Origin of the sequence: Leisingera sp. ANG-S5 (genome assembly GCF_000813925.1) — a bacterium.
Classification (GTDB): Bacteria; Pseudomonadota; Alphaproteobacteria; order Rhodobacterales; family Rhodobacteraceae; genus Leisingera.
Window position 1 is genome coordinate 106262 of record NZ_JWLH01000008.1, and the last position, 22461, is coordinate 128722.

Annotated in this window: 22 protein-coding genes; 18 read left to right on the forward strand and 4 right to left on the reverse strand. The window is 64.6% G+C overall.

Annotated features, from left to right (window positions below; translation table 11 throughout):
* Positions 1-6: 6 nt before the first annotated feature.
* From RA25_RS13480 to RA25_RS13535, 12 genes are all read left to right on the forward strand, one after another.
* Positions 7-555: an acyl-CoA thioesterase gene (locus RA25_RS13480; protein ID WP_039173075.1), complete on the forward strand. Its 549-nt coding sequence runs from the start codon at positions 7-9 to the stop codon at positions 553-555.
* On the forward strand, positions 501-1970 hold the full coding sequence (locus RA25_RS13485) for an MFS transporter (RefSeq protein WP_342586131.1): 1470 nt from the start codon (positions 501-503) through the stop codon (positions 1968-1970). Before RA25_RS13480 ends, RA25_RS13485 begins: the two co-directional genes overlap by 55 nt.
* A complete protein-coding gene (gene mepA, locus RA25_RS13490) occupies positions 1967-2836 on the forward strand; it encodes a penicillin-insensitive murein endopeptidase (protein ID WP_039173080.1) in 870 nt (289 codons plus the stop codon). Before RA25_RS13485 ends, mepA begins: the two co-directional genes overlap by 4 nt.
* Positions 2809-3720, forward strand: coding sequence for an esterase-like activity of phytase family protein (locus tag RA25_RS13495; protein ID WP_039173082.1), 912 nt, complete (start codon positions 2809-2811; stop codon positions 3718-3720). The genes mepA and RA25_RS13495 overlap by 28 nt, the downstream gene beginning before the upstream one ends.
* Positions 3721-3896: 176 nt before the next feature.
* Complete coding sequence (locus RA25_RS13500) at positions 3897-4532, forward strand: queuosine precursor transporter (RefSeq protein WP_039173085.1); 636 nt, start codon at positions 3897-3899, stop codon at positions 4530-4532.
* A gap of 263 nt (positions 4533-4795) precedes the next feature.
* Positions 4796-5215: an alternative ribosome rescue aminoacyl-tRNA hydrolase ArfB gene (gene arfB, locus RA25_RS13505; RefSeq protein ID WP_039173088.1), complete on the forward strand. Its 420-nt coding sequence runs from the start codon at positions 4796-4798 to the stop codon at positions 5213-5215.
* A gap of 76 nt (positions 5216-5291) precedes the next feature.
* Positions 5292-6038, forward strand: coding sequence for an SDR family oxidoreductase (locus RA25_RS13510; RefSeq protein WP_039173092.1), 747 nt, complete (start codon positions 5292-5294; stop codon positions 6036-6038).
* Complete coding sequence (locus tag RA25_RS13515; RefSeq protein WP_019295035.1) at positions 6035-6388, forward strand: cupin domain-containing protein; 354 nt, start codon at positions 6035-6037, stop codon at positions 6386-6388. The genes RA25_RS13510 and RA25_RS13515 overlap by 4 nt, the downstream gene beginning before the upstream one ends.
* A gap of 82 nt (positions 6389-6470) precedes the next feature.
* Complete coding sequence (locus RA25_RS13520) at positions 6471-7493, forward strand: P1 family peptidase (protein WP_039173095.1); 1023 nt, start codon at positions 6471-6473, stop codon at positions 7491-7493.
* A 110-nt stretch (positions 7494-7603) separates the two neighbouring features.
* Positions 7604-8065 carry a c-type cytochrome gene (locus RA25_RS13525; protein ID WP_019295037.1) on the forward strand — a complete coding sequence of 154 codons (462 nt, stop codon included), beginning with the start codon at positions 7604-7606 and terminating at the stop codon, positions 8063-8065.
* Between the two features lie 152 nt (positions 8066-8217).
* Positions 8218-8760 (forward strand): isopentenyl-diphosphate Delta-isomerase, encoded by a 543-nt coding sequence (gene idi / locus RA25_RS13530; RefSeq protein ID WP_019295038.1) that lies wholly within the window; start codon positions 8218-8220, stop codon positions 8758-8760.
* Positions 8761-8838: 78 nt separating this feature from the next.
* Positions 8839-10095 carry a flavin-dependent oxidoreductase gene (locus RA25_RS13535; RefSeq protein ID WP_039173229.1) on the forward strand — a complete coding sequence of 419 codons (1257 nt, stop codon included), beginning with the start codon at positions 8839-8841 and terminating at the stop codon, positions 10093-10095.
* A gap of 126 nt (positions 10096-10221) precedes the next feature.
* On the opposite strand, the gene glpK is transcribed toward RA25_RS13535, so the two are convergent.
* From glpK to panB, 3 genes are all read right to left on the reverse strand, one after another.
* Positions 10222-11712 (reverse strand): glycerol kinase GlpK, encoded by a 1491-nt coding sequence (gene glpK, locus RA25_RS13540; RefSeq protein WP_039173098.1) that lies wholly within the window; start codon positions 11710-11712, stop codon positions 10222-10224.
* Between the two features lie 67 nt (positions 11713-11779).
* Positions 11780-12640 (reverse strand): pantoate--beta-alanine ligase, encoded by an 861-nt coding sequence (gene panC / locus RA25_RS13545; RefSeq protein ID WP_039173231.1) that lies wholly within the window; start codon positions 12638-12640, stop codon positions 11780-11782.
* 8 nt (positions 12641-12648) lie between these two features.
* Complete coding sequence (gene panB, locus RA25_RS13550) at positions 12649-13479, reverse strand: 3-methyl-2-oxobutanoate hydroxymethyltransferase (protein ID WP_039173100.1); 831 nt, start codon at positions 13477-13479, stop codon at positions 12649-12651.
* 167 nt (positions 13480-13646) lie between these two features.
* Between panB and RA25_RS13555 the strand changes: the two genes are divergently transcribed.
* Together RA25_RS13555 and RA25_RS13560 are read left to right on the forward strand one after the other, a co-directional pair.
* Entirely contained in the window at positions 13647-15125 is a 1479-nt protein-coding gene (locus RA25_RS13555) for an ABC transporter substrate-binding protein (protein WP_039173103.1), read from the forward strand.
* Positions 15126-15311: 186 nt separating this feature from the next.
* Positions 15312-16274 carry a hypothetical protein gene (locus RA25_RS13560; protein WP_241477416.1) on the forward strand — a complete coding sequence of 321 codons (963 nt, stop codon included), beginning with the start codon at positions 15312-15314 and terminating at the stop codon, positions 16272-16274.
* 39 nt (positions 16275-16313) lie between these two features.
* On the opposite strand, the gene RA25_RS13565 is transcribed toward RA25_RS13560, so the two are convergent.
* Positions 16314-17435: an acetoin utilization protein AcuC gene (locus RA25_RS13565; RefSeq protein ID WP_039173109.1), complete on the reverse strand. Its 1122-nt coding sequence runs from the start codon at positions 17433-17435 to the stop codon at positions 16314-16316.
* A 199-nt stretch (positions 17436-17634) separates the two neighbouring features.
* Here RA25_RS13565 and RA25_RS13570 point away from each other — a divergent pair, with 199 nt between their 5' ends.
* From RA25_RS13570 to RA25_RS13585, 4 genes are read left to right on the forward strand one after another with little or no spacing between them, the layout of a single operon-like run.
* Positions 17635-18582, forward strand: coding sequence for an ABC transporter permease (locus tag RA25_RS13570; protein ID WP_019295046.1), 948 nt, complete (start codon positions 17635-17637; stop codon positions 18580-18582).
* Positions 18579-19394, forward strand: coding sequence for an ABC transporter permease (locus RA25_RS13575; protein ID WP_019295047.1), 816 nt, complete (start codon positions 18579-18581; stop codon positions 19392-19394). The genes RA25_RS13570 and RA25_RS13575 overlap by 4 nt, the downstream gene beginning before the upstream one ends.
* On the forward strand, positions 19391-20998 hold the full coding sequence (locus RA25_RS13580; RefSeq protein WP_039173112.1) for an ABC transporter ATP-binding protein: 1608 nt from the start codon (positions 19391-19393) through the stop codon (positions 20996-20998). Before RA25_RS13575 ends, RA25_RS13580 begins: the two co-directional genes overlap by 4 nt.
* Complete coding sequence (locus RA25_RS13585; RefSeq protein ID WP_039173116.1) at positions 20991-22442, forward strand: aldehyde dehydrogenase family protein; 1452 nt, start codon at positions 20991-20993, stop codon at positions 22440-22442. The genes RA25_RS13580 and RA25_RS13585 overlap by 8 nt, the downstream gene beginning before the upstream one ends.
* Positions 22443-22461 lie beyond the last annotated feature (19 nt).

Genomic DNA, 22461 nt, shown 5'->3' on the forward strand with positions numbered 1-22461 from the left:
GCGCCGATGTACCCGATATTCCGCCTGATCAAGGATACCGTTCTGGCCAGCCGGATGGAGCCGCTGCCGATCACTGGGATGCATGTCTCGCACCACATCTGCTGGCCTTGGGACCTGGACATGTGGATGGAGCTGAACAACGGCCGCACCATGACGCTGTATGACCTGGGGCGCACTATGCTGGCGCAGCGGGTGGGGCTGATCAAGGCGCTCCGGCAGAAACGCTGGGGGCTGACAGTGGCAGGGTCCTCCGTCCGCTACCGCCGCCGCATCCGCGGCTTCGAGAAGTTCGAGATGCGCAGCCGCACCGCGGGCTGGGATGAAAAGTTCATCTATGTCGAGCAATCCATGTGGAAGAAAAACGGCGACTGCGCCAGCCATGTGATGTTGCGCACGGCGGTGACGGACAAGCACGGTATCGTGCCGCCCGGGAAGGTTCTGGAGGCACTGGGGCAGGACACGGAAGCCTCGCCCGAGCTGCCGGGCTGGATCAAGGACTGGTGCGCGGCGGATGGCGGCCGGCCCTGGCCGCCAATGCAGGACGGGCTTGCCTAGGCCCCTGCCCGCCTGCCATACCTGAAGGCAACAAGAATAAGAGGCCGGGTATGCAGCAGGTGTCCACGCGCAAGCGGATCTGGGGGTGGTGGTTCTTTGACTGGGCCAGCCAGCCTTATCAGACCCTGCTCGTCACCTTTGTGTTCAGCCCGTTCTTTGCCGCCGTGGCCGCCGAGTATTTCATGGGCCAGGGATTGGACAGCGAGGATGCCAAGGCGCAGGCGCAGACCGTGTGGTCGATGTGCCTGACCATAACCGGGTTGATCATCGGCTTCGGGGCGCCGTTCCTGGGGGCGCTGGCGGATATCACCGGCAGGCGGTTGCCCTGGATCATGATGTTTTCGCTGATGTATCTGATCGGCGCCTGGGGGCTGTGGTACATGGACCCGGGCGGCAGCAACCTGTGGTGGATGCTGGTCAGTTTCGGCTTTGGTTTCATCGGCGCCGAATTTGCCCTGATCTTTGTCAATGCGCAGCTGCCGACACTGGCAAGCCGCGAGGACGTGGGCGACATCTCCGGCTCCGGTTTTGCCTTTGGCTATCTGGGCGGGGTGATCGCACTGTTCATCATGCTCTTGCTGTTTGTGGAACAGGGCACCGGCAAAACGCTCATTGGCCTCAGCCCGGCCCTGGGCCTGAATGCGGAGGCCAAGGAAGGCACCCGCGCCGTCGGCCCCTTCACCGCAATCTGGTTTGCCGTCTTCATGATCCCTTACTTCCTTTGGGTGAAGGACCGCGGCGCGACAGGGCGCAAGGCCAGCCTGGGCAAGGCCTGGCAGATGGTGGTCAAGCTGGTCTCCGGCCTGCGCAGCCGGCTGAGCCTGGCAAGCTACCTCGGCTCCTCGATGCTGTACCGGGATGCGCTGAACGGGCTCTACGGTTTTGGTGGCGTCTATGCCAAGCTGGTGCTGGGCTGGGAAATCACCCAGATCGGCATCTTCGGCATTGTCGCCGCCTTCGCCGCCACGGTGTTCAGCTGGCTCGGCGGCAAGGCCGACCGGCGGTTCGGACCCAAGCCGGTGATCATCACCTCGATCCTGATCCTGTCTTTCGTTTGCCTGATCATCGTCTCCATGTCCCGGCACCAGATATTCGGCGTTGCGCTGGCGGAGGGTTCTACCCTGCCGGACACGGTATTCTTTGGCTGCGGTATGCTGATCGGCGGTTTCGGCGGCATCCTGCAGGCGGCCAGCCGCAGCCTGATGGTGCGCCACACCAGCCCCAAGGACGCGACTGAGAGCTTTGGCCTTTATGGCCTGTCAGGGCGCGCCACCGCGTTTCTGGCGCCGATGCTGATCGGCGTTGCAACAACTGTCACCGGCAGCGCCCGGCTGGGGATCACCCCGGTCATCGGCCTGTTTCTGATCGGATTGGTATTGTTATTCTGGGTTCAAGGAGAAGGAGATCAGGGTTGAGACTGTTACTTGCCATCTGTCTGGCGGTTGCGGGACTGAGTGTTCCGGCAAGCGCGCAGACCCCCGCCAAGGCGCTGTTTGGGGCCAAGCCCAGCGCTTCACAGCAAAAACCGGCGCCGTTCGGCTCCTACGCCAAGGGCTGCGTGGCCGGCGCCGCGCAGCTGCCCGAGACCGGACCCACCTGGCAGGCGATGCGCCTCAGCCGCAACCGCAACTGGGGGCATCCAGCGGCTATTGATTTTGTGAAAGACCTGAGCCGCGTCGCCGCCAGGCAGCGCGGCTGGAAGGGACTTTATATCGGTGACATCAGCCAGCCGCGCGGCGGACCGATGCTGTCGGGCCACCGCAGCCACCAGATCGGGCTGGACATCGACATCTGGATGCGCCCGCCCGACCGGCTGAACCTCAGCCGCAGCGCGCGGGAGAACATCTCTTCGATCTCCATGCGCCGCGCCAAGGGCGCCTATGTGAATGCGAGCTGGAGCCGCGCCCATCACGAGATCCTGAAGGCGGCGGCACAGGACAAGCGGGTGGCGCGGATTTTCGTGTTTCCGGGCGCCAAGGTGCAGATGTGCAATGACGAGAAGGGCGACCGCCGCTGGCTGCGCAAGATCCGGCCCTGGTGGGGGCATCACTATCACTTTCATGTGCGGCTGGCCTGCCCGCGGGGCGCCCGCGGCTGTGTCGATCAGGCGGCCCCGCCCAAGGGTGACGGCTGCGCCGATGCGCAGCAGTGGGTGAACAACATTCTGAACCCGCCACCGCCGAAACCGGTTGACCCGAACGCGCCAAAGCCTAAACCACGGCGGGACTACACCCTTTCGGACCTGCCCCAGCAATGCGCCGCCGTTTTGCAATCAAACTGATCCTGGCTGTTGCCGCTGCCGCCGGACTGGCGGCAGCAGGCTATGCCGCCAGCCGGCCGCTGGCGGCGGACAGCGCCGCACAGTATCTGGGCAGCTATACCTGGACGTTGAAAAAGCCCTGGTTCGGCGGCTTCTCGGCGCTGAAGATCACCGATGGCGGCCGCGCCATGGTGGTGCTGAGCGACCGGGCGACACTGGTCACGACGGACATTCAGCGCAAGGGCGGCCGGATCTCCGGCATTACGGCCCGAACCGCGCACCGGCTGCGCGCCTCCACCGGCAAGACATTGCGCGGCTTTGCAGGCGACAGCGAGGGTCTGGCCATCGCCGCGGACGGCAGCCGCTACATCTCCTTTGAAGGCGCGGCGCGGGTCGCCCGCTACCGCCGCCCCGACAGCCGCGCCAAGGTGCTTCCGCGGCCCAAGGGGTTCCGCAAGCTGCCGCCCAACAAGTCACTGGAGACCCTGGCGATCAATGCCCGCGGGCACCTCTACACGCTGCCGGAACGGGCCTATGACAAACACGGACAGATCCCGGTCTGGCGCTGGAACGGGCGGCGCTGGAGCCGACCCTTCAGCCTGCCGCCGCGCGGCGGGTTCCTGCCAGTGGATGCGGATTTCGGCCCCGACGGGCGGTTCTACCTCCTGGAGCGCGATCTGACCCTGCTGGGCTTCCGCTCCCGGCTGCGCCGCTGGGATATTACCGCAAGCGGCCCGGAGAATGAAACCGTGCTGCTGCAAACCGGCCCCGGTACTCATGACAACCTTGAAGGCCTGTCGGTCTGGACCGATGCAAGCGGCCGGATGCGCGCCACCATGGTATCCGACGATAACTTCCTGCCGGTGCAGCGCACCGAGCTGGTGGAGTACGCCCTGCCCCGCTGACGCAGCACACCCGCGCCGCGCCCAACCGCAAGGGGGCCTTCGCAGAAGGCACCCGGCGCGGGCGGGAGCCTCCCCCGGGATGCGGGAACCTTGCGAAACCGGCACAGGCAGTCTAAGGGATCCGGTCTTTTGCTGCGGAGCCCTCTCTGCGGCCCCGAAACAAACGGATCCTGCGCATGACCCGCTCGCATATTCCCGGCATTCTTGCCATGGCCGCCGTGGTGGTGGCCTCCAACGTCCTGGTGCAATTCCTGTTCGGCAACTGGCTGACCTGGGGCGCCTTCACCTATCCGGTGGCTTTCCTGGTCACCGATGTGATGAACCGCGTCTACGGCGCTGCCGCCGCGCGCAAGGTCGTGGTGGCGGGCTTTATCACCGGGGTAATCTGCTCGCTGATCGGCACGCAGATCATGCTGCAGGGCGATGGCTTCACTTACCCGGCGGTGACCCTGCGCATTGCGCTTGGCTCCGGCCTCGCCTTCCTGACCGCGCAGATGCTGGACGTTGCCATCTTCTCTGCACTGCGCGAGGGGAAATGGTGGCGGGCGCCGCTGGCCTCCACCCTGATCGGCTCCTCGGTGGACACCGCGATCTTCTTCACTGTTGCCTTCTCCGTCTCGCTCGCCTGGATCGAACCGGCCAATGATGTGTCCTGGGCGGGCGACATGCTGCCGCTGATCGGACAGGGGCCGGCGGTGCCCTACTGGGTCTCGCTGGCCTTCGCCGACTGGCTGGTGAAACTGTCGCTGGCGCTGCTCGCGCTTGTGCCCTTCCGCATCATCGTGCGTAAGCTCTCCGCAAAGACCACATGATTTTGTTTTGACATCTGCCGAATCTGTGGCAGGCTGGGCTTACACGAAACATCAGAAAGGAGGTGCCCATTGTCTAGAGAAGCTATGGAGAGCAGTGCCGGAACAGTTCAGAAGGAGTGCGGCCGAGGCAGCCCTTGGTACGTATAGATCACTGAATTGGTGCTGACCTAACCGGTGCACCTCCTATCATCTCGAAGGGCTGTTCCCCGCGTGTGGAACAGCCCTTTCGATTTTAAGATCCCCTTCCGCAAACCACCCAAGCCATGATCCGCATCAACGACCAGATTACCCTGCAGGACTGGGAAATGACCGAGAGCTTCATCCGCGCCTCGGGTCCCGGCGGGCAGAATGTGAACAAGGTGGCGACCGCCGTTGAGCTGCGGTTCGAGGCCGAGCGCTCGCCTGCGTTGGCGCCCGCGGTCAAATCGCGGCTGAAACGGCTGGCCGGGCGGCGCTGGACCAAGGACGGCGCCATCATCCTGCAATGCGACGAAACGCGGTCCCAGCAAAGGAACCGCGAGATCGTGCGCGAGCGGCTGGCGGAGCTGGTACGCAAGGCGCTGGTGGCGCCGAAGCGGCGGATCGCCACCAAACCGACCCGCGGTTCAGTCCGGCGGCGGCTGGACGCCAAGAAGCAGCGCGGCGAGTTGAAAACGACGCGCGGTAAGATCGACCCGGATTGACCCAGCCCCGCTTCCGGGGATTGCACCTGCTCTCCTCTCCGCCCATGCTGACGCCAAACAGTGCGGGAGGGAAATCATGCGGCTGAACGGAAAAACCGCCATCGTGACTGGCGGTGCCTCGGGCTTTGGCGCAGGCATCGTACGCAAGTTCCTGGCGGAAGGCGCGCGGGTGATGATTGCCGACATTAATGGCGCCGCGGCAGAGGCGATGGCGGCGGAACTGGGCAGCAATGCTATTGCGCAGACAGTAAATGTCGCGGATGGCTCATCGGTCAGCGCAATGGCAGAGGCAGCGCTGGCGGCCTTCGGCCAGCTGGATATCCTGGTGAACAACGCAGGCGTCACTCACCTGCCCAGCCCGCTGGAGGAGATCAGCGAGGCGGATTTCGACCGGGTGCTGGGCGTCAACGTGAAATCGGTCTACCTGACCGCCCGCGCGCTAGTTCCGCATATGAAGGTCAACCAGCGCGGTGCGATCCTGAATGTCGCCTCCACCGCAGGCGTCTCGCCGCGCCCCAACCTCAACTGGTACAACGCCTCCAAGGGCTGGATGATCACCGCCACCAAAACCATGGCGGTAGAACTGGCCCCTCACGGCGTGAGGGTCAATGCGATCAATCCGGTGGCAGGGGAGACGCCGCTGCTGAAGTCCTTCATGGGCGAGGACACCCCGGAGATGCGCGCCAAGTTCCTTTCCACCATCCCGATCGGCCGGTTTTCGACGCCGGAGGACATGGGCAATGCCGCCTGCTTCCTGTGTTCGGACGAGGCCAGCATGGTCACCGGCGTCGCCATGGAAGTAGACGGAGGGCGCTGCATATGAGACCTGTGAATCTGGCAGAAAAGCTGGCGATGTTCTCCAGCCACTGGGACCCGCATGTGGTGGCGGAATACAACGGCAACGATGTGATGGTGGTGAAGTTTCAGGGCGAATTTCCCTTTCATCATCACCCGGACACCGACGACTTCTTTCTGGTGCTCGAAGGGGAGATGGTCATGGATATCGAGGGTGAGCCGCCCCGAACCGTACGCGCGGGCGAACTGTTCGTGGTCCCAAAGGGCGTCACACACCGCCCCCGTGCCGAACAGGAATGCAAGGTGCTGCTGATAGAGCCGAAGGGTGAGCCGAACACCGGCGATGCGGCAACCGCAGCCCCCAAGCCGCGGATCTGACCCGGCCTTTTCATCTTTCTTCAAATACTCCCGCCGGAGGCCGCGCGCGCCAGCGCGCTCCCCAGATAAAGGACGTCCCGCCATGCTCCCCGGTCTCAGGAACCTGATCACCGACGTGCCCGGCATTCTCGTCGGCAACGCCCAGGATGCGGCATTGAAATCCGGCGCCACGGTGCTGACGGCGGACAAACCCTTCACTGCTTCGGTGCATGTGATGGGCGGTGCGCCGGGCACGCGGGAGACCGATCTGCTGGCACCCGACAAATCGGTCGCCAGGATCGATGCGCTGGTGCTGTCGGGCGGCTCTGCCTTCGGGCTGGATGCCTGTTCCGGTGTGATGGACGCGCTGCATGAGGCGGACAGGGGCTTTCCGGTCGGCCCGGTGCGGGTGCCGCTGGTGCCGGGGGCCATTCTTTTTGACCTGCTGAACGGCGGGGATAAGGGCTGGGACCAGAACCCCTACCGCGCCCTGGGCCGGGCGGCTTTTGAGGCGGCGGCGGGAGAATTCGAACTTGGCACCGCAGGCGCTGGCACCGGCGCGCTGACGGCGATGCTGAAGGGCGGGTTGGGGTCTGCATCGCTGGTGCTGGACAGCGGCGTCACCGTGGGCGCCCTGGTTGCAGCCAATCCGCTGGGCGCCGTCACCACCCCGGGGGAGCGGCATTTCTGGGCCGCGCCGTTTGAAATCGGCGATGAATTCGGCGGGATCGGGCCTGATACCGCCTCCGGGCTGGGCCGCAGCCAGCAGAGCCGCAAGGTCGAAGCGATCCAGAAACTGAGCGGCGTCCCGCTGCCGCCGGAGGGGGCCAATACCACCATCGCCATCGTTGCCACCGACGCGGCACTCTCCAAGGCGCAATGCCAGCGGCTGGCCACGGCGGCCCATGACGGCATCGGCCGCGCCATCCTGCCTGCCCATTGCCCCGGCGACGGCGATCTGGTCTTTGCCGCCAGCACCGGCGCCAGAGAGCTGGAGGCACCGGACGCGGAACTGGGCCAGCTCTGCCATGCTGCCGCGCTGTGCCTGAGCCGTGCCATCGCACGCGCGGTCTATCTCGCCTGGCCTGAACCAGGCGACCTGCTGCCCTGCTGGGCCGAGCCTTGAAACACCGCAGCTTCCTGCCGGGACTTTGATGCGCGTCAAACTGCCGGTTGACACTGCCGGCTAATAAATCATGAGTCACACCTGCCAACTCATAGACTGGAGCAAGCAATATGAAACCTCTTTTGACTGCCGCCATTTTCGGCCTCCTCGCCGCCCCTGCCTTTGCCGAAGGCGACCCGGCCAAGGGCGAGAAGGGGTTCAACAAGTGCAAGTCGTGCCACATGGTGGTGTCCGACGCGGGCGACGTGATCGTCAAGGGCGGCAAGACCGGCCCGAACCTGTGGGGCCTGGCAGGCCGTCAGGCGGGCACCGTCGATGGCTTCAACTACAGCGATGACCTGGTTGCCGCTGGCGAAGCCGGACTGGTGTGGGACGAAGAGAAATTCGTCGCCTTCGCGGCAGACCCTAAGAAATTCCTGCAGGCTGAAACCGGCGACAGCAAGGCCAAGTCGAAAATGTCGTTCCGCCTGAAGAAGGGCGGCGAGGACATCTATGCCTTCCTGGCCAGCAACGGCCCCGCCCCAGCGGAGGAAGCTGCCGCTGAGGAAGGCGCGGAAGCCGCCACCGAATAAACCCTGAAGCCGTCAAAAACGGCCCTGAAGCCGCGGCATTTTAGCCGCGGCTTTTCGCGTAATTGCTTTCCGTGCCCGCAAACGTTAGCGGTAGTTGCTATACCCGCCGGAATGCGGCAGGCCGCAGAACAGAAAACTGCCACGGACACAGCATGAGCCATATGATCCCCGCCTGGGTGAACGGTGAATTGACCCCGGTCGACAAGCTGGCTGCGCATGAGCGCGGACTGAAGCACAAGGCGGTCTCTGTCTTTGTGGTGAAGGGCGTGGAAATCCTGATGCAGCGCCGGGCGATGGGGAAATACCACACGCCGGGCCTGTGGGCGAACACCTGCTGCACCCACCCGATGTGGGACGAACAGCCCTCGGCCTGTGCCGTGCGGCGCATGAATGAGGAACTGGGGCTGACCGGCCTTTATCCTGAATTCCGCCACCACCTGGAATACCGCGCCGATGTCGGCAACGGGCTGGTCGAGCATGAGGCCGTGGATGTGTTCCTCGCCCATGCCCACCGGCCGCTGCGGATTGCCGCCAACCCGGATGAGGTGATGGAGACCCGCTGGGTCGACTACCACGACCTCTTGGCGGAGGTGAGCCGCCATCCGGAACGCTTCACCCCCTGGCTGAAGATCTACCTCCACAACTACGCCGATGTGATCTTTGGCCCCGACCTGATCATCGCCGGACGGCGCTGACTTCTTTCCTTCCCTGCCTGCTTGCTCCGCCCCGTATGCCGTGGTTATCTGCGCGCAAAACTAGGGAGTATGCTTACCATGCCCATTCTCATCTCTGGCGGTGGAATTGCCGGCCTGACCCTCGGGCTGACGCTGCATCAGATCGGAGTGCCCTTCCGCATCTTCGAGGCCGCGCAGGAGCTGAAGCCGATGGGGGTTGGCATCAACCTGCAGCCCAACGCGGTGCGGGAGCTGTTCGAACTGGGGCTGGAAGCAGAGCTGGACGCCATCGGTGTGCGCACCCGGCAACTGGGGTTTTACAGCAAGCTGGGCAAGACGATCTGGGAAGAGCCCCGCGGCACCGGTGCGGGCTATGCCTGGCCGCAGTATTCGGTGCACCGGGGAGCGCTGCAGATGATGCTCTACCGCGCCCTGGCAGAGCGTGCCGGTGCGGACTGCATTGAGACCGGCGCACGGGCGGCAGGGTTTGAAAACACAAACGAAGGCGCAGCGCTGCTACTGGCGGACGGGCGGCGGTTGGAAGGGTCCCTGGTTGTGGCAGCGGACGGCATCCACTCCGCCCTGCGTGCGCAGATGGCGCCGGATGAGGGCGCGCCGATCTGGAACGGCCGCATCCTGTGGCGGGCCACCACCCAAGCGCCCGCTTTCAAGGGCGGCGCAGCAATGGCAATGATCGGCCACGATCATCTGCGGCTGGTGGCCTATCCGATCTCAGCGCCGGATATTGATGGCCGCGTCACCATGAACTGGATTGCGGAAAAGAGCTTTGATCCCTCCGCCCCTTGGCGCCGGGAGGACTGGAACCGGCCTGCGGACATTCAGGAGTTTCTGCCGGATTTCGAGGATTGGCAGTTCGATTGGATCGACGTGCCGGCCCTGATCCGCGGGGCGGAAGTGGTCTATGAATACCCGATGGTGGACCGCGACCCGCTGGCGGGCTGGACCCAGGGCAACACCACCCTGATGGGAGACGCCGCGCATCCGACCTATCCGGTGGGATCAAACGGCGCCAGCCAGGCCATCGTGGACGCGCGGGTGATTGGCGCCGAGCTGCTGCAGCACGGGGTGACTGCCGCGGCGCTCAAGGCCTATGAGGCAGAGGTGCGCCCAGTGACGGCAGCGGTGAGCCTCGCCAACCGCGCGGGCGGCGGGCCGGACGGGGTGCTGCAGCGGGTCGAAGATCTCTGCGGTGGCGACTTTGCTGACATCGGCGAGGTCATCCCCAAGGCTGAGCTGGCCGCTCACGCCGCCAAGTACAAGTCCATTGCGGGCTTCTCTATCAAAGAGCTGAATGCCCGCTCCGCTACCATCCCGGCAGGCGCCCGCGTCAGCTAGACCGCACACACAAACCGCTTTTCAGCAAAACGAGAACGCCGCGCAAACCGCTGCGCCACGCCCAACTGCGAGGCGCATTCTGCAAATGCGGCGGAGCAGGCGGGAGCCCCCGCCCTGCCCATGCGATTACACGCCAATCACCGCCTGCACCGCGCGCTGCCAGCGGGCATATGCCGCTTGCCGTGCCGCGGGCTGCATCAGCGGCACGAACTGGCGGTCGAGCTTCCAAGTGTCGGAAAAGCCGGTCTGATCCGGGTAGATCCCGGCCCGCATACCGGCCAGCCAGGCGGCGCCCAGCGCGGTGGTTTCCTGCATCACCGGGCGGTCGACGGCAGCGCCCAGAATGTCCGACAGGCTTTGCATGGTCCAGTCGCTGGCGCTCATGCCGCCATCGACGCGCAGGGTCACGGTGTGGTGGCTGTCGTCCTCCCAGTCGGCGCGCATCGCCTCATAGAGGTCGCGGGTCTGATAGGCGACGCTTTGCAGCGCGGCGCGGGCGAACTCCGCAGGGCCGGAGTTGCGGGTGAGGCCGAACATGCCGCCGCGGCATTCCGGCTCCCAATAGGGCGCGCCGAGGCCGGTGAAGGCGGGCACCAGGATCACGTCCTGGCCCGGATCGGCCCGCAGGGCCAGCTCACCCGATTCCGACGCCTGCTCGATGATGCCCAGCCCGTCGCGCAGCCATTGCACCGCGGCGCCGGCGATGAAGATCGAGCCTTCCAGCGCATAGGTCGGTTTGCCGTCGAGCTGATAGGCAATGGTCGTCAGCATCCGGTTCTTGGACACAACCGGTTCATCCCCGGTGTTCAAGAGCGCAAAGCAGCCCGTCCCGTAAGTGGATTTCATCATCCCTGGCTGGAAACAGGCCTGGCCTATGGTGGCCGCCTGCTGGTCGCCGGCCACGCCCAGAATCGGGACCGGACCGCCCAGGATTTCCGGATCGGTGGTGCCGAAATCAGCGGCGCTGTCCTTCACCTCCGGCAGCATCTGCTGCGGCACGTCCAGAAGATCGCTGATGGTGCGGCTCCAGCGGCCCTTGCGGATGTCATACATCAGCGTGCGCGCGGCATTGGTGGCATCCGTCACATGCGACGCACCGCCGGTCAGGCGCCAGATCAGGAAACTGTCCACGGTGCCAAACAGAAGATCGCCTGCCGCGGCGCGGTCGCGCGCGCCCGGAACAGTGTCGAGGATCCATTTTACCTTGGTGCCGGAGAAATATGGATCCAGCAGCAGCCCGGTGCGGTCCGCTACCATTTCCGCGTGACCCGCCGCGCGCAGCTGCTCGCAGATGGCGGCAGTGCGGCGGTCCTGCCAGACGATGGCGTTGTGGATCGCCTTGCCGCTGGCTTTGTCCCAGACCACGGTGGTTTCGCGCTGGTTGGTGATGCCGATGCCCGCAATGTCCGCGGCGGAGACATCCTGATCCGCCATCACCTTGCGGCAGACCGCAACGGTGGTTTCCCAGATCTCCTCCGGGTCATGCTCCACCCAGCCCGCTTGCGGGTAATGCTGGGTGAACTCCTGCTGCGCGGTGCCCGCGACCTGCATGCCTGCATCAAACAGGATTGCCCGGGTCGACGTGGTGCCCTGATCAATTGCCAGAATATAGGTCATCGGCTGCCCTCCAGTCTCCTCTGACCGGGGACAATAAACGCAAAAGTGCTACCGCTACCAGCCCCTACTAAAAATTTAGTTTGGATACTGCGATATTGTCGATCAGGCGGATGCCATCCATCCAGGCCGCGGCCAGCAGGCGTGCCGGACGGGTTGGAGTGTCCAGCGCCTCCAGCGTTTCGGCGCAGCGCAGGTCGAAGTATTCCACATCACCGAAACCGGCCTCAGCCAGCGCCTGACGCGCGGCGGCCTCCAGCGGCGCCCAGGAGTCGCCCGCCGATGCCTTGGCGGCGGCTTCGCGCATCGCTGCGTTAAGGGCGGCGGCTTTCGCCAAAGCCTCCTCCGAAAGCCGCAGGTTGCGCGAGGACATGGCAAGACCCGACGGCTCTCGCACGGTTTCGCAGCCAATGACCTCAATCGGGATGTCCAGATCGCGCGCCATGCGGGTCACCACCATCAGCTGCTGGTAATCCTTCTGGCCAAAAAACGCCTTGTCCGCGCTGGTTTGCAGGAACAGCTTGGCGACCACCGTCGCGACGCCATCGAAATGGCCGGGCCGGAAGGGGCCTTCCATCACCGCGGTGATGCTGCCGCCGACCGAGACATTGGTGGCATAGCCGTCAGGGTAGATCTGGTCCGGGTCCGGCACATAGATCAGGTCAACACCGTACGGCGCGAGCTTTTCCGCGTCCTCGTTCTCGGTACGCGGGTAGTTCGCCAGATCTTCCGGATTGTTGAACTGCTTGGGGTTCACGAAGATGGTCACGATCACGCGGTCGCATGCCTGTTTGGCGGCCTCCACCAGCGACAGATGGCCAGCGTGCAGCGCGCCCATGGTCGGCACCAGGCCGATGGTTTCACCGTTGCGGCGCCAGTCTGCCGTCTGGGCGCGCAAATCAGACAGACGTCGCAGGATCGGAGCAGTCATGCCGGCACTCATCCTTTGGAAGGCGCTTGATCAGCGAACACATGCTCCGCTGCGGGGAAGCTGCGTGCCCGCACTTCGGCGGCGTATTCGGCAATCCCGGCCTCAGCCAGCGGGCCAAGATCGACGTAGCGTTTGACGAATTTCGGCTTGAACGCGGTGAAGAAGCCCAGCATGTCATCAACCACCAGGATCTGCCCGTCACAGCCGGCGCTGGCGCCGATGCCAATGGTGGGAATTGCAACCTCTGCGGTAATCTTGTCGGCCAGTTTCTGTGGCACCTTCTCCAGCACCACGGAAAACGCCCCGGCCTCAGCCACCGCGCGGGCATCGGCCAGCACGGCATCAGCCTGCGCATCGCGCCCCTGCACCTTGTAGCCGCCCAGGGTGTTGATCGACTGCGGCGTGAGGCCAATATGCGCCATCACCGGGATGCCGCGCTTGACCAGGAAGCGGATGGTTTCGGCCATCTCGACGCCGCCTTCCAGCTTGACCGCGGCGCAGCCGGTTTCAGCCATCAGCCGGGCGGCGTTGCGGAACGCCTGCTGCGGGCCTTCCTCGTAAGACCCGAACGGCATGTCGATGACCAGCATCGCCTGGTTCAGACCGCGCGCGACCGCCTGGCCGTGCAGGATCATCATCTCCATTGTGACGCCCAGGGTGGAGGTCAGCCCGTGCAGCACCATGCCGACACTGTCGCCGACCAGCACGAAGTCGCAGTGCTTGTCCATCAGCCGGGCCATCGGCGTGGTATAGGCCGTCAGGCTCACCAAAGGAGTGCCGCCCTTGCGGGCACGGATGTCTTCGGCGTTGGGCGCCTGTTTCTTGGCTGTCGCGCTCATGGCTGTCCTGTCCGCGGTTCTTAGAGTGGACACGGATTACCAATTAACGCCGCGTGCTTCCAGTGCGCGAAATGCCGCCCGGCCTTGATTACGCACGGGAAACAGGGAAACTCGTTTCCAATAGGCGCCGTTTTCAGGCCCGCAGATTGCACACAGGGAGATTTCAGATGGGTTTCAGATCCTTTGTTTTTGCCGCCAGTTCCGCGCTGGCACTGCTGGCGGGCGGCGCCTGGGCCAAGGACAGCGTCACCATCGGCCTGCAGCTGGAGCCGCCGCACCTGGACCCGACCAGCGCCGCCGCGCAGGCCATAGACTCGGTGGTTTACAGCAATGTCTTCGAGGGGCTCACGCGCTTCATGGGCGATGGCTCGGTGGTGCCGGGGCTGGCGGAAAGCTGGGAAATTTCTGAGGACGGCACGGTCTATACGTTCAAACTGCGCGAGGGCGTGAGTTTTCACGACGGCAGTGCACTGGATGCGGAGGATGTGAAATTCTCGCTCGACCGCGCCCGCGCTGAAGACAGCACTAACGCGCAGAAGGCGCTATTCGAGGGGATCAGCTCGGTGGAGGCGCTGGACCAGCAGACCGTGCAGATCACGCTGGAGGCACCAAACGGCAGCCTGCTGTTCAACCTCGCCTGGGGCGATGCGGTGATCGTGGCACCGGAAAGCATTGACGGCATCAAGACCAATCCCGTCGGTACCGGCGCCTATACCTTCCAGGAATGGGTGCAAGGCGACCGCATTACGCTGGCGCGCAACCCGGATTACTGGGGCGAACAGCCTGCGCTGGCCTCGGCCACCTTCAAGTTCATCTCCGACCCCACCGCTGCCTTTGCCGCGATGATGGCCGAGGATATCGACGCCTTTGACAACTTCCCGGCGCCGGAGAACCTGCCGCAGTTCGACGCAGACCCGCGGTTCCAGGTGCTGGTCGGCTCGACCGAGGGCGAAACGATCTTGTCCACCAACAACAAGCAGCCGCCGTTTGATGACATCCGGGTGCGGCAGGCCCTGGCCCATGCCATCGACCGGCAGGCGATCATCGACGGCGCCATGTTCGGCTACGGCACCCCGATCGGCACCCATTTCGCGCCGCACCACCCGGCCTACAAGGATCTGACCGGCATGTCCTCATACGACCCGGAACAGGCCAAGGTGCTGCTGGCGGAGGCGGGTTTCCCGGATGGGTTCGAGACCACCCTGCACCTGCCGCCGACCTCCTACTCCCGCCGCGGCGGTGAGATCGTTGCCGCGCAGCTGGCCGCCGTGGGCATCAAGGCCGAGATCATCAACGTCGAATGGGCGCAATGGCTGGAAAGCGTGTTCCGCGGCAAAAGCTTTGGCCTCACGATCATCAGCCATACCGAGCCGATGGACATCGGCATCTATGCCCGGCCTGAATACTACTTCCAGTATGACAGCAAACCGTTCCAGAAGCTGATGGCGACGCTGAATTCCACCACCGACCCGGAGGCCCGCACCGCCATCCTGCAAGAGGCGCAGGAGGTAATCGCAGCGGATTATGTGAACGGCTACCTGTTCCAGCTGGCCAAGCTGGGGGTGGCCAAGTCAGGGCTGCAAGGGTTGTGGGAAAACGCGCCCACTGCCGCGATTGACCTGAGTGCGCTAAGCTGGGCGGAGTAACAGTACTGCCGCGAAGCACCCGCTGGCCGGGCTTCGCGGTTTCCCTTGTAAACTGGCAGCTTGAGTATGTTTGTATTGGGTATCTTCCAGCCTCTCATCCGCCTTCTGGCTCTGGCTGCGGTGTGTTTTTCCTGCCTTGCCTGGCCAGTCTGGGCACAGCAGGAGCTTTCGGGCAGGCTGGAAGGTTTGACCGGACAACCCGAAGCCCCGCTGGAAGTGGGCATCGGCATCAAGATCGACCAGATCGTCAACGTCGATCAGAAGTCTGAAAACTATGGCGCGGTTGCGGTCATCCGGGCCGAATGGACAGACCCGGCGCTGGCATTCGATGCCGGCGCGTTCGGGCGGAACTACCGCATATTCCAGCCCGATGCGCTGGCGGACTACGCCAAGTCTGCCAGTGCAGTCATCCCGGTTTTCGTGATCCAGAACCAGCAATCCAACCGCTGGATCCACCAATCCGCAGCCGGTGTCCGCTCAGACGGCCATGTGGTCTATGTTGAAAAATCCTCGCTGACGCTGCAGGCCCCATATTTCGATTTCAGAAAATACCCGTTCGACACCCAGCGGTTTCAATTCGAAGTCGCCTCAGTTCTGCCTGCGGAATTCGTAAGCTACTACCCCCTGAACGGCCACTCTGGGCTGGGCGATCTGCTGGGCGAGGAGGAATGGATTCTTGGGAATGCACGCCTGATCAAGTCCAACGCCGAAGGGATCTCCGGCAATGACAGCGACCAGATCACGCTGGTGTTCGAAGGCAGCAGGCACATCACCTACTACCTGATCCGGGTGTTCCTTCCCATGCTGGTGCTGATCGCCGTCAGCTGGTCGGTCTTTTTCCTCGACGAGTACCGCAAGCGGATCGAAATCTCAGGTGCGAACCTGCTGGTCTTTGTCGCCTTCAACTGGGCGATTTCAGCGGACCTGCCTAAGCTGGGATACCTGACCTTTCTTGATTTCATCCTGCAGTGGATGTTCCTTGCCACCGGTGCGGTCATCGTCTTCAACGTGGTGCTGCGCCGGCTTAAACTGGCCGGGCGCGAGACCCTGGCCCGGAAGCTCGACAACTACGCGCTGAAGTGGATCTACCCCATCGGCTATGCGGCCATCGTCGGCTTTGCGGTGCTGAAGTTTCTGGTCACGTCTTAACAAGACGCAGTCTGCGCCTGGCATTCTGCCAATGCTGCGCTAGCCCCTGAAATGCCTGTCACGCAGATAGGCCACCCGCTCCCGGATTTCCTGCCGGACCTCTCCACCGCGCGGCTGGTCGCGCAACGTCGTGAACCAATGCTCCGGCGGGTTGCGGCCCAGCCGGTTGCCGTTGAACTCCAGCCCGCGCAGCACCGCTTCGCCCGCTGCAGGCAATCGCTCCGGCACCTCATACCCGTTCAGCGTGGCCCAGACCCCGGTCCAGAGCCGCCCGACCGACCACGGGTTATAGCCACCGCCGCCCAGCACCAGATAGCGCGGCGCCATCCCCATCAGCGCCCGCACCACCGTCCAATGGGCGTTGTTCGACAGATCCAGATGCGGCAGCGGGTCTTCAGTGACGGCATCCGCCCCGCATTGCAGCACGATGGCATCCGGGCCAAACGCCTCTACCGCGGGCAGGATCAATTCATCGCGGATATGGGCCATTTCATCATCGTTGAAGCCGCGCGGCACCGGCAGGTTCAGCGCTGATCCGCCCGCGTCATCGCTCAGCCTGCCGGTCTTGGGCCAGAGGTTTTCCTCGTGCACCGAGATCATCAGCACGTCAGGATCGCCGGCAAAGCCGTGCTCCACCCCGTCGGCGTGATGGGCGTCGATGTCCACATAGGCGATCCGTTGCGCGCCGTGATGGCGCAGGGACAGCATCGCCAGCACCGGATCGTTCAAGTAGCAAAACCCGTTGGCTCGGTCCGGCATTCCATGGTGCGTACCGCCTGCCGGATTGTAGACGATGCCGCCCTCCGCCAGCAGCTCACCTGCCAGGATCGACCCGCCCGCGGCGGTGGCCGGGCGGCGGAAGATTTCCGGAAATACAGGATTGGAAATGGTGCCCAGATGATGCCGTGCGCGCACCTCTGCACTCACTTCCTGCGCAGCCTCCGCCGCCTGCAGCGCGGCGACATATTCGGGCGTGTGCCAGATGGTCAGCGCCGCGGGTTTGGCGCGGGGGGAATTCACATAGACCTCATCCGGCAGCCAGCCCAGCGCACGGGACAGGTCCATCACGGTGGAAACCCGCGGCACCCGCAAGGGATGGGTGCGGCCATAGGAAGAGCCGCGGTAGATTTCGGATCCGATGAAAAAGGGGCGGGACAGCATGGCATAGTCATAGCCTGCACGGCGCTCGAGGCGAAAGCCCCTGCGCCCCGCCGCGGGCCCGGGATACCGTGCGATAGCCGCACGAATTTCCGGCTCCAAGCGTTCAACCAGCTGAGAACGGGCGCTTATTTGCGTGCAACGCTGCCCGCCCCTCTCTCCCCTCTGGACCGCGACACCCGGCCCTCCTAACGTGGCAGCCATGCTGCGTTATGCCTTGAAACGCCTGGTGTCGCTGATCGTCAGCCTGGCCGTTGCCTCGCTGGTGATTTTCCTCGTGGTGGAGGTGGCACCGGGTGATCCCGCCTCCTTCATGCTGGGGGTCAATGCGCAGCCGGATACCATCGCCGCGCTGCGCACGGATTTGGGGCTGGATCAAGGCAAGGCCGCCCGCTACCTGAACTGGATCACCGGAATGCTGGCCGGTGATTTCGGCACCTCCTACACCTACCGCACGCCCGTTGCAGGGATGATTGCCGACCGGATGTGGGTGTCGCTGCCGCTGGCGCTTTATGCGCTGACGCTGTCGACGCTGATCGCCTTCCCTGCCGGCATCTATGCCGCCGCCCGCCGCGGCAAGCCGGGCGATATGGCGGTGATGGGAGCAACCCAGCTGGGCGTCGCGGTGCCAAACTTCTGGTTTGCGATGATGCTGGTCCTGATCTTTGCCATCAACCTGCGCTGGTTCGGCGCCGGCGGGTTTCCGGGCTGGGAAGCGGGGCTTAGAGCGGGCCTCCATGCGCTCACCCTGCCCGCCATCGCGCTGGCCCTGCCGCAGGCGGCGATCCTGACCCGGGTGATGCGCTCTGCCCTCCTGGACATCCTGGGCGAGGATTTCATGCGCACCGCCCGCGCCAAGGGCCTCAGCCGCCGTCAGGCGCTGTGGCGGCACGGGGTACGCAACGCCCTGATCCCGGTGCTGACCATCATCGGGCTGCAGTTTTCGTTCCTGCTGGCGGGCGCCATCATCATCGAGCAGGTATTCTACCTGCCCGGCCTCGGGCGGCTGGTGTTCCAGGCGATTTCGTCACGTGACCTGATCGTGGTGGAGTCAGTGGTGATGCTCTTGGTCTTTGCTGTCATCACGGTGAATTTCCTGGTCGATCTCGCCTATGCGCTGGTTGACCCCCGCCTCAGGAGCCGGACATGACCCGCAACCTGATCCTTGGCGCCGTGATGTCATCGCTGGTGCTGCTGCTAGCGGCACTGTCTTTCATCTGGACGCCGTTTGACCACGCGGCGATGAACATCCCGGGCAAGCTGCAGACACCGAATGCGCAGCACTGGCTGGGCACTGATCATTTCGGCCGCGACCTGATGTCGATGATCATGGTGGGCGCCCGCACCTCCATCGCCGTCGCCTTGGTGGCGGTTGGCATTGGCATGGGCGCGGGCGTGCCGCTGGGGCTGGCAGCAGCCGCGCGCAAGGGATCGTGGCTGGATGAATTGATCATGCGCGGCAATGATCTGGTCTTCGCCTTCCCGTCGCTGGTGATCGCCATCCTGATCACCGCCGTTCTGGGCGCGGGCGCAGTCAACGCCATCATCGCCATTGGCATCTTCAACATCCCCGTCTTTGCCCGCATCACCCGCGGCGCGGCGCTGTCCCTGTGGGAGCGCGAGTTCATCCTGGCCGCGCGGGTCGCAGGCAAGGGCTCGGCGCGCATATCAGCTGAGCATATCCTGCCAAACGTCATGAACCTGCTGATCGTGCAGGGCACCATCCAGTTTTCGCTCGGCATTCTGGCGGAGGCGGGCCTCAGCTATGTCGGCCTTGGCGCGCAGCCGCCCACGCCCAGCTGGGGGCGGATGCTGGCCGATGCGCAGACCATGGTCAGCTTTGCCCCGCATCTGGCCCTGGTGCCCGGCATGGCCATCATCCTGACCGTGCTGGGGCTGAACCTGCTGGGCGACGGCCTGCGCGACTATCTGGATCCGAAATTGAGGGTGGCGCGCGCATGACCTTGTTGGATGTCACCCGTCTGTCGCTCAGCATCGGCGCCTTTCAGGTGCTAAAGGGCGTCTCCTTTCACGTTGATCCGGGCGAGATTGTTGCCGTCACCGGCGAGAGCGGCTCCGGCAAGTCGATGACCGCACTCGCCATCATGCAGCTGCTGCCGGAGCTGGCGGAGGCCCGCGGCTATATCACCCTGGACGGCACCCAGCTGCTGGAGCAGTCCGAGGCGCAGATGTGCGCCATCCGCGGCCAGTCCATCGGCATGGTGTTCCAAGAGCCGATGACCGCGCTCAATCCGGTGAAGACCATCGGCGAACAGGTGATGGAAACCATCCTGATCCACAAGGCAATGCCGCGCGAGAAGGCCGAGGCCCGCGCCCGCGAGGTGCTGGAGCGGGTCGGGCTGCCTCAGGACCGCTTTCCGCTGTCGCGCTATCCGCATGAGCTGTCGGGCGGCCAGCGCCAGCGGGTGGTGATCGCCATGGCCATCGCCCTGCGCCCGAAACTGCTGATCGCGGATGAACCGACCACCGCGCTCGACGTGACCACCCAGGCGCAAATTCTGGCTCTGCTCAAGGATCTGGTGCAGGACTATGGCATGGGATTGCTGATCATCACTCATGACCTGGCGGTGGTGGCGGATCTGGCGGACCGGATTGTCGTCATGCGCCAGGGCGAGGTGGTGGAGACTGGCCACACGGACTGGCTTTTGCGCAACATGCGCCATCCCTATACGCGGATGCTGTTTGAAGCCTCAAACCATCAAGTGGCGCTGCCGGAACCACCTGCCCCGGCACCGCTGCTGGAAGTCCGCAACGCGATACGCGACTACAAGACCCCGCGCCCCTCGCTGTTTGCCAAACCTGGCAGCTTCCGCGCCGTGAACAACGTCTCCTTCACCCTGAACCGCGGCGAGCGGCTGGGGCTGGTAGGTGAGTCGGGCTGCGGAAAATCGACCCTAACAAGGGCAGTTCTGGGGCTGGAGCCGCTGCAAGGCGGGGAGATTCGTCTCGACGGGGAACCCGTGACGACGCACCTAGAGCCAGCAGTCCGGCGCAAGATTCAGGTGGTGTTCCAGGATCCCTACGGCAGCTTTAACCCGCGCCACAGGGTGGAACGGCTGATCACCGAACCCTTCCATACTTTACCCGCCCCGCCAACCGGGTCAGGGCGCAGGGATCTGATCGCCGAGACCCTGAGTGCCGTCGGGCTGAAGCCGGAAGATGCCGGCAAGTACATCCACCAGTTCTCCGGCGGCCAGCGCCAGCGCATCGCCATCGCCCGCGCCCTGATCACAAGGCCGGAGCTGATCATCTTTGACGAGGCGGTCTCAGCTCTGGATGTTTCCGTCCGCGCCCGCATCCTCGACCTCCTGGCAGAGCTGTGCGCAGCCTATTCCCTCACCTATCTGTTCATCAGCCACGACCTGAGCGTGGTGCGCACGGTCACCGACCGCTGCCTGGTGATGCAGAACGGGGAGATCGTGGAGCAGGGCGAAACCGAAGCCGTGTTCAGCGATCCCCAGCACCCCTACACCCGCCAGCTGATCGCCGCAGCGCCGGTGCTGCCCGACCTCTCCGATCCCGAAAGGAGCACCCAACATGTCTGATCCCCTCTGGTTCGATCCTGCGCTTTGCCTGATTGGCGGCAAGTGGCTGCCCGCGGCCAGCGGCGGCACTCTGCCGCTGGTGAACCCGTCGGACGGCAGCAAAATCTGCCAGATCCCCCGCGGCGGCGCGGCGGATATCGAGGCCGCCGTGCTGGAAGCAGAGGCGGCGCTGGACGGCGATTGGGGCCGCATGACCGCATTGGAGCGGGGCCGCATCCTGACCCGCATCGGCCAGTTCGTGCTGGAGCGGGTGGAGCTGCTGGCGGCGATTGAGGCGATGGACGTGGGCAAGCCGCTGACCCAGGCCCGCGCCGATGCGGTGGCGCTGGCGCGGTATTGCGAGTTCTACGGCGGCGCGGCGGACAAGGTGATGGGGGAGACCATCCCCTATCTTGATGGCTACACCGTCTATACCCTGCGCGAGCCGCATGGGGTGACGGGGCATATCGTGCCTTGGAATTACCCGATGCAGATCATCGGCCGGTCCGTTGGCGCCGCACTGGCGATGGGCAATGCCTGCGTGCTGAAACCCGCGGAGGAGGCCTGCCTGACGGCGCTGGCCTTTGCCCATATCGCCATGGAGGCCGGGCTGCCTGCGGGGGCCTTGAACGTGGTGCCGGGCCTGGGGGCTGAGGCCGGCGCGGCGCTGGCCGGGCACCCCGGTGTGCATCACATCTCCTTCACCGGGTCGGTCAGAACCGGTGCGCTTGTGCAGCAGGCGGCAGGGGCCAATGTAGTGCCGGTCACGCTGGAGCTGGGCGGCAAGTCCCCGCAGCTGGTGTTTGACGACGCCGATCTGGAAGCCGCCCTGCCGTTTCTGGTGAACGCCGGCATCCAGAACGCAGGCCAGACCTGTTCCGCCTCCTCGCGCATCCTGGTGCAGCGCGGGGTGTATGAGGAGGTGAAGGCACGGATGGCAGCGGCCTATGGCGCACTGACCGTGGGGCCGGCGTCAGAGGACCTGCGGGTCGGGCCGCTGATTTCCAGCCGGCAGAAGCAGATTGTCGAGGACTATCTGAAACAAGGCGCGGACCTGCCGGTGGCGGCGCAAGGGGCAATAGTGGAGCACGCCCCGGAAAGCGGCGCCTATGTGCGCCCCACCCTGTTTGCCGATGTGCCGGAGGGTCACGTGCTGGCACGCGAAGAGATTTTTGGCCCGGTACAGGTGCTGATCCCCTTTGACACCGAGGAGGACGCACTGCGGATTGCCAATGCCACCGACTACGGGTTGGTCGCCAGCGTCTGGACCCGCGACGGGGCGCGGCAGATGCGGCTGGCGAAAGGCCTGCGCGCGGGCCAGGTGTTCCTCAACAACTACGGCGCCGGCGGCGGGGTGGAGCTGCCGTTTGGCGGCGTCGGAAAATCCGGCCACGGGCGGGAAAAAGGGTTCGAGGCGCTATACGGGTTTTCGCAGCTGAAGACCGTGGCGGCGCATCACGGCTAGCCCAGAAAATTAGGTCAGC

Coding starts and splice junctions, on each gene's coding strand:
- RA25_RS13565 (WP_039173109.1), bottom strand. CDS start 17,435: ATGCTGTCCCGCCCCTTTTTCATCGGATCCGAAATCTACCGCGGCTCT.
- RA25_RS13585 (WP_039173116.1), top strand. CDS start 20,991: ATGTCTGATCCCCTCTGGTTCGATCCTGCGCTTTGCCTGATTGGCGGC.
- RA25_RS13520 (WP_039173095.1), top strand. CDS start 6,471: ATGCTCCCCGGTCTCAGGAACCTGATCACCGACGTGCCCGGCATTCTC.
- panC (WP_039173231.1), bottom strand. CDS start 12,640: ATGACTGCTCCGATCCTGCGACGTCTGTCTGATTTGCGCGCCCAGACG.
- RA25_RS13510 (WP_039173092.1), top strand. CDS start 5,292: ATGCGGCTGAACGGAAAAACCGCCATCGTGACTGGCGGTGCCTCGGGC.
- RA25_RS13500 (WP_039173085.1), top strand. CDS start 3,897: ATGACCCGCTCGCATATTCCCGGCATTCTTGCCATGGCCGCCGTGGTG.
- RA25_RS13525 (WP_019295037.1), top strand. CDS start 7,604: ATGAAACCTCTTTTGACTGCCGCCATTTTCGGCCTCCTCGCCGCCCCT.
- RA25_RS13555 (WP_039173103.1), top strand. CDS start 13,647: ATGGGTTTCAGATCCTTTGTTTTTGCCGCCAGTTCCGCGCTGGCACTG.
- RA25_RS13480 (WP_039173075.1), top strand. CDS start 7: ATGTACCCGATATTCCGCCTGATCAAGGATACCGTTCTGGCCAGCCGG.
- RA25_RS13570 (WP_019295046.1), top strand. CDS start 17,635: ATGCTGCGTTATGCCTTGAAACGCCTGGTGTCGCTGATCGTCAGCCTG.
- panB (WP_039173100.1), bottom strand. CDS start 13,479: ATGAGCGCGACAGCCAAGAAACAGGCGCCCAACGCCGAAGACATCCGT.
- RA25_RS13495 (WP_039173082.1), top strand. CDS start 2,809: ATGCGCCGCCGTTTTGCAATCAAACTGATCCTGGCTGTTGCCGCTGCC.
- arfB (WP_039173088.1), top strand. CDS start 4,796: ATGATCCGCATCAACGACCAGATTACCCTGCAGGACTGGGAAATGACC.
- RA25_RS13535 (WP_039173229.1), top strand. CDS start 8,839: ATGCCCATTCTCATCTCTGGCGGTGGAATTGCCGGCCTGACCCTCGGG.
- RA25_RS13515 (WP_019295035.1), top strand. CDS start 6,035: ATGAGACCTGTGAATCTGGCAGAAAAGCTGGCGATGTTCTCCAGCCAC.
- RA25_RS13575 (WP_019295047.1), top strand. CDS start 18,579: ATGACCCGCAACCTGATCCTTGGCGCCGTGATGTCATCGCTGGTGCTG.
- idi (WP_019295038.1), top strand. CDS start 8,218: ATGAGCCATATGATCCCCGCCTGGGTGAACGGTGAATTGACCCCGGTC.
- glpK (WP_039173098.1), bottom strand. CDS start 11,712: ATGACCTATATTCTGGCAATTGATCAGGGCACCACGTCGACCCGGGCA.
- RA25_RS13580 (WP_039173112.1), top strand. CDS start 19,391: ATGACCTTGTTGGATGTCACCCGTCTGTCGCTCAGCATCGGCGCCTTT.